Source organism: Pollutimonas subterranea (assembly GCF_002849655.1).
Lineage (GTDB): Bacteria > Pseudomonadota > Gammaproteobacteria > Burkholderiales > Burkholderiaceae_B > Pollutimonas > Pollutimonas subterranea.
The window spans coordinates 160886-168701 of record NZ_PDNW01000010.1 but is presented as its reverse complement, the minus strand read 5'-3'; the positions used below and the strand labels follow the sequence as shown (position 1 = coordinate 168701).

The window sequence follows — 7816 nt, the reverse complement described above, 5'->3', positions numbered from 1 at the left end:
GCCGGCTTCGGCTTGTTTGAGGATCGCCATGATCTGGCTGTCGGTAAATCGGGATTGCTTCATTGCTCGAATTTCCTTGTTGTGGAAATTCTACTTCAGCTCACTGCGGTTCTATGGGGGGATTACCCAACAAACCCTCATCTTGCTCAAAAGAGACTTACCCGATCATTCGGTCAACAAAGAGGCAAAGGAAACAATACGAGCGCGGCCCATCAGGCTCGTACGCGCCTCTTACTAAAAGACTGGACGCCTGCATTATCGATATAATTCAGGCGCTTCACAGGGGCATTCACGTTGGATCCGCCCATTTCACCCCTCGGAGCAGCGGCTTCTAACATGACTAAAGAGAAAGATGAGCTTACGACTCGAACGATGATTGCACTGCTCAGGCTAATCGAGCAAAGAAACTACGCGCCCGGCGAGCGCCTACCGTCGGAAAGAGAACTCGCCGAACGCTTTGGCGTAGGACGAGGAGTGCTGCGGGAAGTACTATCAAAACTGGAAGGCCTACGCTACCTGGAACGCCGGCCTAATTCAGGCATTTACCTGAATATTACCCCGGAATGCATCAGCCTCGAAACCCTCAGTCTGTTCTCGGGGCTGGAGCTGGCGCTCTCCGACGAGCGTCTAGCGCAAGCCATTGAAGTGCGCCGGATTATCGAAATTCAAGCCGTCATACTGGCTGCACAACGCCGCACTGAGCAAGACATTGCCAACATTGAACTGATTATTCAACGCTTTGACAATGCCATAGAGAACTCGAACGAGCCTGTGGGCAACCTGGATTATGAATTCCACATGGCAATATTCCGCGCGACCCACAACTTGGTGCTTATGCAACTGGTCAACCCTTTCTACATAATGTCAGAAAGCCGGAGAAAACATTTCTTCCGAGATAAAGAACGCAGCCGTACATCGAACGCTGAACATAAATTAATCTTTTCTGCTTTAGTAGACCAAGACACAAAGCTTGCTGAAGAGCTCATGACAGAGCACATAGGGAGGGTGCAACGCCATTATGGGCTCTAACCTCCCAAATCGCCTCTAGATTCCCTACGTCTAAGGAGAAGCCGCTGTCGAGATGTCGGAATCTTGCAGGCAGCGGTCATTGAGGGAAAAAAGATCGGGTTTAACGGAAGAGTTGCCCAAGCGAGCGTCTATAACCCGTTGTTGCATGCGCTCGTAGTTCCGTTGAGGCAGTCGGCCATATTGCCGACTACCGCATACACGCGCTCAGCCATTCGGCGAGCTACCGACTTAAGCCATATAACGCATTTGATGCCTAGGCGTTCCTCTCTATCATTCATCCATGCGTGTCTGTATCCAGACATGAAAAATCCTGACAAGCTCGAGCTCTCCGCCAGATTTCCATAACTGGTGGTGGAGCCCTCGTTGCCTTCAAATTCAGAGAAAAATCCAGGGAAAGGAATGCCATGTGCCCATCCGCAAGACGAATGATGCTGTCCGCTCAAGGCTGAATGGATCATCATGAAGACAGCTTTTACTTGCCTTTTTTCATTGATACTGTCCACGACAGCCAACGTCGCCGACGCGAGAATATCGCGCGCTGATTATGATGCACTGATACATGGCGCGCGCGCCGGAGAGTATGAACCGGCGCTGATCATGCTGCGCCAGCATAGCGCCGAACATCCTAGGGATTGGCGCGCGGCCTACGACCGTATCCTTATCGCCGGCTGGGCCGGCGCCCCCGACGAGGTGATACTCGTCTACGAAGGCCTGGATCCCCCCCCCAACAGGCTACCCGCCGACGTACTAAGGACAATCGCCCAGGCCTATCGCGACACGCAGCGTTGGGATGACGCCTTGGCGCGATACCGCCAAGGCAGACAGCTGTATCCACGCCAGACGTCGTTTGTCGTAGGCGAGATCATGGTCTTGACGGATGCGGGAAATATCGACGCTGCTGTCTTGCTCGGCCAGCAACAGGTGGAACAGCATCCGGGAGACGTCGACCTGCGGCTGGCCCTCGGCTATGCCTATAGAGGGACGAACTCCCCTTACGCCGCCCTTCAACTGGCAGACCAGGCCAGATCCATTGCCCCTGGCAAGAACTATGTCACCCGCGAATATATCAAGAGCCTTGAGCGAGCCGGGATGCCGCTGGCCGCCTTGAACGCGGCTCGCGGGCATCCGGGGCTGCTCAATGACAAGGAGATCCGCAATTTGCAGGCAGACTATGCCGCCGAACTGGTGCGGCTGGCGGAGATGCCCAGCCGGCAAGAGTCCGAAAGGTTCGTTATTGTCGATCGCTCTTTGGCCGAGTACGACCGTCTGATCCAGGCCTGGGAAGCATTGGGGCCCGTGGCGAACGACGAGCTTTTGCGGGTCCGTATGGACAGATTACAGGCCCTGCAGATACGCATGCGCATGCCGGAAGTCGTCAGCGAATATGAGGCGATGAAAGCCCAGGGTGTCGAGGTGCCGCGCTACGTACTCAACGATGTTGCAAATGCCTACCTTTACTTGCGCCAGCCGGAAGTCGCGGCGCATCTTTACAAGCAGGTGTTGAGCGACAGTGCGAGCAAACTCGACAGTCCTGGAGAACATCTAAGCAATCAAACCAGGCTGTTCTATGCCTTGATTGAAAGCGAACAGTTCGACGAGGCGTCGCAGGTCATCGAGGCCGCGAGGAAAGAGCAGCCAATATGGCGCCGTATAAGGGGCGTCCCTCAATCGGTTCCCAACGACCTGCATCTCTATGCAGAGGAAACCGCAGCCCTGTCCTTGTATTACGCGGATGACACGCCTGCCGCGCAACGACGCCTGGAAGAGCTTGTCGACCAGGCTCCAAGAAACGTGGGCCTGCGTGCGGCGCTGGCCGGCGTGTATCGCGGGCGCAGCCTTCCGCGAGCGGCCGAAACGCAACTCAAAATGGCTGAGCCTCTGGAACCACGGGGTGTGGAAGTACAGGCTGGACAAGGCCTGACCGCGATCGACTTGCAGGAATGGCGTCAGGCCAACTCACTGGCTCTTGACCTGGCCGCCCGATTCCCCGAGGCAAAACCAACCGACACCCTGGCCCGCCGTTGGGCAATTCATAAAAAAGCTGAACTCAGGGTATCGGGCAACCGCGGTATTGCGTCCGACAGCCCAGTCGTCGGCAGTGGGGACTTCAATATCGAAACGGTGCTTTACTCGGCGCCGTTGGATTACAACTGGCGCGCGTTTGGCGGCGGCGGCTATGCCACCGGGGAGTTCGAAGAAGGAACCGCTCACTATCGGTGGCTGCGTACTGGCGTCGAATACCGTGCCCGCGACATTACCGCGGAGCTTGAAGTATCAAGTCACAACTACGGATACGGCACCAAACCAGGAGCCCGCGTAAGCGCCGCGTACGATCTCAATGATCATTGGCAAGTCGGAGGATCGGCCGAGCTGCGTTCACGGGAAACGCCTTTACGCGCATTGCGTAGCGATATCTCAGCGAACAGCCTGGGTGCCTATGTGCGCTGGCGCGCCAATGAGCGGCGCGAGTGGACGTTTTCCGTGGCGCCCTCCCACTTCAGCGACGGGAACAATCGGTGGACCGGGGTCATTTCCGGAACTGAGCGGATCTACACAACGCCGACGCTGAAGGCTGACCTGCAGATGAACATCGCCGCCTCACACAATTCGATTGAAGACGTGCCCTACTTCAATCCCCGGTCAGACCTTGAAGTGCTTCCCACGCTGAACCTCACCCATATCCTTCATCGCCGCTACGAGACGGTATGGGAACAGCGCTTTCTCTTCGGTGCGGGGCTGTATGCACAAAAAGGCTATGGCACCGGCGCGATTGGGGCGCTGGGGTATGGCATGCGCTACCAGTTCAACGATGCATTCGATATCGGCGCGACAGTAACCGGCGTGAGCCGGCCGTATGACGGCGTACGTGAACGTGAACTGCGCATCATGTTTGAAATGAATCTGCGTTTTTAGAGAGCCAACATGTTTGTCAACCTTACCTCCATACGTTCAATGGCCAGCCTCCTTTGTTCTCTTTTACTGTTGAGCGGATGCTCCAAGAATATCCCGGCATTCGTTCCGCCGGAACAACGTCCCAGCCATAATTTCAATGAACCCTGGCCCAAGAACAAGTACTTGGCACTGGGCTACCATGATGTCGAAGACAGTGATCCTGACCAGTCCTTCGTGAGTGTCACGACAGAGCGCCTGGAGGAGCAGTTCTCATGGCTGCGGGAAAATGGCTATCAGCCCATCACGGTTGACCAGATTCTGACGGCCAGCGAGGGAGGTGAGTCACTCCCCGAAAAAGCGGTACTCCTTACCTTCGATGATGGATACCGCAGCTTCTATACACGGGTATTTCCGCTACTGAAGGCTTATAACTGGCCGGCCGTCCTGGCGCCGGTAGGCAAATGGGTAGATACCCCGGAAAATGAGAAGGTGAATTTCGGCGGCCAGATGATCGAGCGCGAACGGTTCCTGACGTGGGACCAGATCAGCGAAGTGGCACGCTCGGGACTCGTGGAGATCGGGGCTCATACCGACGATCTGCACTACGGAATTCCCGGCAATCCCCAAGGAAATCTACTGCCCGCCGCCGCCACACGTGCGTACGATGCCGCCACGGGAAAGTATGAGACCGATGCCCAGTTCAAGACGCGTATTGCTGAAGATGTAAAGCGAATCACTGCAAAAATCACCCGGGTGACTGGCAAGAAGCCGCGGGTGTGGGTCTGGCCCTATGGCGCAGCGAACGGCGAAGCCTTGAAGATAGTCCAGGACCACGGTTACTCGCTGATCTTGTCACTGGACTCCGGCCTGGGCTCCATCGATAACCTCATCGACACACCCCGGGTACTGGTGTCCAACGACCCACAATTGCGCAATTTCGCCAATGTCAGCACGGTCATGGAAAACAACGAAGTCATGCGGGTTGCCCATGTCGACCTGGATTACGTCTATGACGCCGATCCGGAACAGATGGACCGAAATCTGGGTGATCTGGTTCAACGCATTGCCGACATGAAGATCACCACCGTCTTCCTGCAGGCATACGCCGACCCCACTGGTGACGGCCTGGTGAAGTCGGTGTACTTCCCCAACCGTCATTTGCCGGTAAGGGCCGACCTGTTCAGTCGCGCAGCATGGCAACTGAAAAGCCGGGCGTTTGTCAACGTGTACGCATGGATGCCGGTGCTCAGCTATGACCTGGCCGCCTCAATCCCGCGGGTGACGAGCTGGAATCCCGATACCGGGGAAACAGCGGTCGACAAAAACCAGTACCAGCGCCTTTCGCCATTCGACCCGGTAGCCCGCCAGCAGATCACGGAGATGTATGAGGATCTGGCCAAACACTCTTCTTTCAGCGGTATCCTTTTCCACGACGATGCCATCCTGTCCGACTTCGAGGATGCCGGCCCGCAAGCACTGGCGGCCTACCGGGCAGCCGGTCTACCGGGCAGTATCAAGGAGTTGCGCGCGGATCCGGACACCATGCAGCGCTGGACACGCTACAAAAGCCAGTATCTGGTCGACTTTACCAAGGAGTTGACCGAGCATGTCCACGCCATACGAGGCCCACAGATTAAGACGGCCCGCAATATCTTTGCGGAACCTATCCTGCATCCGGAAAGCGAGGCGTGGTATGCGCAGAACCTGGATGATTTCCTGGCTGCTTATGACTGGACCGCGCCCATGGCCATGCCATGGATGGAAAACGTCCCCGCCGACGAGGCTGATGCCTGGCTTGACACGCTCGTCTCCACCGTTGGCACCCGGCCGGGCGCCTTGAACAAAACGGTTTTTGAGATACAGGGCCGTGACTGGCGGCCGTCCAAAGGCCAGGAAGATTCGGGTCACATCGACTCCGCGTTGATGGCTCGCTGGTTAAAACGCCTGCAGTTGAGCGGCGCCCGAAGCTTTGGTTATTACCCCGATGACTTCACGAAGAACCAACCGGAATTGGACGTCATCCGGCCCGCAATCTCGAACGCCTGGTATCCCTTCCATGATTGATCGACTCATCGCCCTGTTAGTGTTGTGCATTGCACTTGGCGCCCCGTTTGGGCTCACTCTTGTGCTGACAAGCAGTGTCTTGCTCAACTTCGTATTTTTTTATCCCTTGTTCATGTCCGGGATCTGGATTGCCGGCGGGCTGTACTTCTGGTTCCAATGGGAACGGCACTGGAAGTGGCGGCCATACCGCTCGCCGGAGCTTGTCGGCCATCCGCTGATCACCGTAATCGTACCTTGCTATAACGAGGAGCATCACGGTGAAGAGACCATCCGGGCCGCGCTGAACCAGGACTACGCGAATATCGAGGTGATCGCGGTGAACGACGGCTCGTCCGACACAACGGCCGCCATCCTGGATAGGTTGACAGCCGAAAACCCCAGGCTGCGAGTCATACACCTGGCGCAAAACCAGGGCAAGGCGATGGCCCTGCGCATGGGAGCCATGGCGGCGCGCAGCGAATACCTTGTCTGCATTGACGGCGATGCGCATCTGGATCCGGACGCCATACGTTATCTGGTTGCTCCCATGCTCCAGGACCCGAATGTCGCAGCGGTGACGGGCAATCCGCGCATACGTACCCGGTCAACGTTGATCGGGCGCATACAAGTCGGGGAGTTCTCGTCCATTATCGGCCTGATTAAACGCACCCAGCGTGTCTATGGGCAGTTGTTTTCCGTATCCGGCGTCGTGGCTGCGTTCCGGCGCCAGGCACTGGACCAGGTTGACTATTGGAGCCTGGACATGATCACGGAAGACATCGACATCACGTGGAAACTGCAGCGCGAAAACTGGACCGTTCTTTATGAGCCTCGGGCACTTTGCTGGATCCTCATGCCGGAAACACTGCAAGGACTATGGAAGCAGCGAGTGCGCTGGGCCCAGGGGGGGGCAGAGGTATTCCTGAAAAATCTCGTCAGCATCTGGAACTGGAAGTATCGCCGGTTGTGGCTGTTGATGGCCGAATACTGCTTGTCTATTGCCTGGGCGTTTGCGCTGGCACTTTCAATCGTTCTCTGGGTCCTCGGACACATTACGACCTTACCGCCCAATGTACAGGTGTCGACCTTTCTCCCTCCGGCCTTTACCGGCATGGTGCTCGCGATGGTATGTCTGCTGCAATTCTGCGTCAGCACCCTGATTGACCGCCGCTACGAACCCGGTCTGTCCCGCTCGTTGTACTGGATCATCTGGTATCCATTTGCCTACTGGATCATCAACTTTTTCACCACCCTTTTCAGTTTCCCTAAAGTCATGCTTCGTATCCGGCGCCAGCGTGCTCGCTGGTCCAGTCCCGATCGCGGCATAAAGGAGTTGTCATGATTATTACGACGCAGCGCTCAAGTGTTTCCCTGGCTATTGACACCACACTTACGGCCATAGGCTGGATGGGCTTCTTTTACCTGTTTACCCGAGGCGTAGTCAGCGTGATGGACAAGGCCTCTTATGGAAGCGCGCAAGTATCCATGCTTGACCCCTATTTGCCTACCATGACGACTCTGGCCGCCTATCTGTTGGTCGGTGCAGCCAATGCCCTGGTGCTGGTGCTCTGGGCGCGCTACCACGACCTTTTTTTCAAGGATCTTGACGTTCCCAAAGCGCTGCCGCGTATCGATGAAGTCACGGTTGCGGACCACTTTCAATTGACGTTGAACCAGCTCAGGGAAATACAAAGCAGCCGCGTGACCGTCATCTATCACGCCACCGATGGCGCCATTGCGCATCTCGAAACCGACCAATTGCAGATGCAACCCGCACTCAACGGGTCGACATTGACACAGGTAAAAGTCGCCTGACGGCCTAGGCCGTTTGGCTACGGCCATAGAAATTCGT

6 protein-coding genes are annotated in these 7816 nt (G+C 56.4%); all 6 read left to right on the top strand.

Annotation, left to right across the window (positions count from 1 at the left end):
* On the top strand, window positions 1–267 hold a 267-nt coding region (locus tag CR159_RS21890; RefSeq protein WP_233208305.1), incomplete at its 5' end, for a hypothetical protein.
* Between the two features lie 69 nt (window positions 268–336).
* Entirely contained in the window at window positions 337–1029 is a 693-nt protein-coding gene (locus CR159_RS13190; RefSeq protein ID WP_102074420.1) for a FadR/GntR family transcriptional regulator, read from the top strand.
* A gap of 459 nt (window positions 1030–1488) precedes the next feature.
* Window positions 1489–3942 (top strand): poly-beta-1,6 N-acetyl-D-glucosamine export porin PgaA, encoded by a 2454-nt coding sequence (gene pgaA, locus CR159_RS13185; protein ID WP_102074419.1) that lies wholly within the window; start codon window positions 1489–1491, stop codon window positions 3940–3942.
* 9 nt (window positions 3943–3951) lie between these two features.
* Window positions 3952–5985, top strand: a complete 2034-nt coding sequence (gene pgaB / locus CR159_RS13180) for a poly-beta-1,6-N-acetyl-D-glucosamine N-deacetylase PgaB (protein WP_102074418.1) — start codon at window positions 3952–3954, stop codon at window positions 5983–5985.
* Window positions 5978–7306: a poly-beta-1,6-N-acetyl-D-glucosamine synthase gene (gene pgaC, locus CR159_RS13175; protein WP_102074417.1), complete on the top strand. Its 1329-nt coding sequence runs from the start codon at window positions 5978–5980 to the stop codon at window positions 7304–7306. Before pgaB ends, pgaC begins: the two co-directional genes overlap by 8 nt.
* Window positions 7303–7779, top strand: a complete 477-nt coding sequence (gene pgaD / locus CR159_RS13170; RefSeq protein ID WP_102074416.1) for a poly-beta-1,6-N-acetyl-D-glucosamine biosynthesis protein PgaD — start codon at window positions 7303–7305, stop codon at window positions 7777–7779. Before pgaC ends, pgaD begins: the two co-directional genes overlap by 4 nt.
* Window positions 7780–7816 lie beyond the last annotated feature (37 nt).